Raw genomic sequence first — 2,059 nt, 5'->3', positions numbered from 1 at the left:
CCCCACTTCAGAATCCATCTCGCCCTCACAGGCAAGAGTGACCGTTCACGCCTTCAGTTCCAAACGCGATTCCCCTGACGATTACCGACGAACGTTGTTTCCGATGTCCACCAACAGTTATCTTATCGAACACGGTCAAGACGAGATCAGGGAGTTTCTTGGCCGCTGTCTGGATCAGGATCAAGAAGCCTATTCGTTTCGCTCACAGACCAGAGTGTATGCGGGGAAACCAGACCTGCATTTAAGGCGTACAGTCAAGCTCGATCCTGTTGCGGAGTTCTTCATCTATGATCTGGTCCTCAGGAATAGAACGCGCTTCCGCGCACCCTTTGGTGAGCATAAGAAACACTTTGGCTATCGCTTCGAGGAAGGGGAGCCTTTGAACCCTTCGGGATCGTTTCGAGGATACAAGGGGGCTATCGCGGCTTATGAGACGAATATCGTTACAGCTTGAGCTTCGATGTCGCAGCCTATTTCAATTCCATCTATCACCATGACCTCGTGTCTTGGTTTTCAATGGCAGGTGCCACGCAAAATGATTACGAAGCCTTCGGACAGTTCTTGCGAGAGATCAATACGGGGCGTTCCGTTGATTGTTTGCCACAAGGCATCTACCCGACGAAGATGATTGGGAACGACTTTCTAAGGTTTGTCGAGCAATTCCATGGCCTGCGCAGCAACGCCGTAGTCCGTTTCATGGACGATTTTGTATTATTTTCAGATTCTAGGCGTGACCTACGTCATGATTTCATGACCATACAAAACTTGCTTGGCGACAAGGGATTATCATTAAACCCGAACAAAACCAGTGAAGGGGTTCGTGAAAACATAGGATTAGAAAACGCCATTGAAGATGTGCGGATGCGGCTTTTGCAACGGCGACGTATTGTTGTGACGGATTATGATGGCATACCTGAGGGAGAAATTGAGGTCGAAGAGGACCTCTCTGACGAAGAGATGGAGTTCCTTCGTGGTTTGCTAAGGCAAGACGATATTGATGAGGAGGACGCTGAACTCGTCTTGGCACTCATGGCTGAACACGCTGAAGAGGCGATGGATCGGTTGGCCGACATCGCCCGTAGGTTTCCCCATCTGTTCAAGAATATTCACTCATTCTGCCTTGAGGCACAAGATGCTGTTGCTGTCTCAGAGTTTGTTCTCGAACTGCTCCAGGACGTTGATGCGATGGTGTATGAGTTTCAACTTTTCTGGCTTACTCACATTCTTGAAGACCGACTGCTTGATACGCCATCGGCAGGTGAAATTATTGACCGACTATATAACCACCCAAATGCTACCTCGATATCACGAGCCAAGCTCCTTGAGGTCCCTGATCTGAGGTATGGCCTGGTAGAACTTCGCGACGGTCATCTCGGCGCAGGGCAATCAGATTGGTTGTCTTGGGCTAGTGCTGTTGGGCATAGAGGGCTGCGCAGAATAGATCGCAGGCATCGGTTGGGTTACTTCGCCAAGGCATCGAACTATAATAAGTTAGTGTTTGACATCGTATCCAAACAATAGCGCCTACCCGCCCCCGAAACTCATTCTCCAATGCGATGATGGTGCGGTGACGCAAAACGGCCCGCAAAAGGAGACATTGATCGACACCGCAAGAAATTGGATCGAACATTTTCACAAGAACACGTCTCACAAGGCACATCCCCAAACATACTAAGACGTTCCTGCACATCCGGTATCAAAACATCGGGTAGGTCATCTCATTGATGCCGCCTCTCAGCTTCTTGAACTCTATGATACAGATGCGAAAGCCTTCAAAGCCTTGGGTAAGGAAGGCGCTGGGCGTCGACCGTCTCAGTTATGAACAGACGAGCACGTGTGCTACATGACCCGCAATGACCCAACTTGGCAGCATTTCCAAAAACCACCTAAGCCTGACCTGCAAGCTGTGTGGTTACAACTGCTTGATGCCAGTGCAGGTTTTGATTGACCGACTGGGTTGGGAGGCGCGGATGGCCGACGTAGTCCCAAAGCTGAGATGTAGTCACTGTAAGGCCAAGGGTCAGATCAGCTATCAGATTGTGTTTGTGGGTGGTTCCGG

2 protein-coding genes are annotated in these 2,059 nt (G+C 49.9%); both read left to right on the top strand.

The window, feature by feature from the left end; all coding sequences use genetic code 11:
• Nucleotides 1–454: hypothetical protein (locus LC354_RS27610; protein WP_223429128.1), on the top strand; the 454-nt coding region annotated here is incomplete at its 5' end.
• Nucleotides 451–1,521, top strand: a complete 1,071-nt coding sequence (locus tag LC354_RS27605) for an RNA-directed DNA polymerase (RefSeq protein ID WP_223429127.1) — start codon at nt 451–453, stop codon at nt 1,519–1,521. The genes LC354_RS27610 and LC354_RS27605, both read left to right, overlap by 4 nt.
• The last annotated feature ends 538 nt before the right edge of the window (nt 1,522–2,059 follow it).

This window comes from Tateyamaria pelophila, from assembly GCF_019966495.1.
Classification (GTDB): domain Bacteria; phylum Pseudomonadota; class Alphaproteobacteria; order Rhodobacterales; family Rhodobacteraceae; genus Tateyamaria; species Tateyamaria pelophila.
This window is presented reverse-complemented; position numbering and strand designations above follow the sequence as displayed.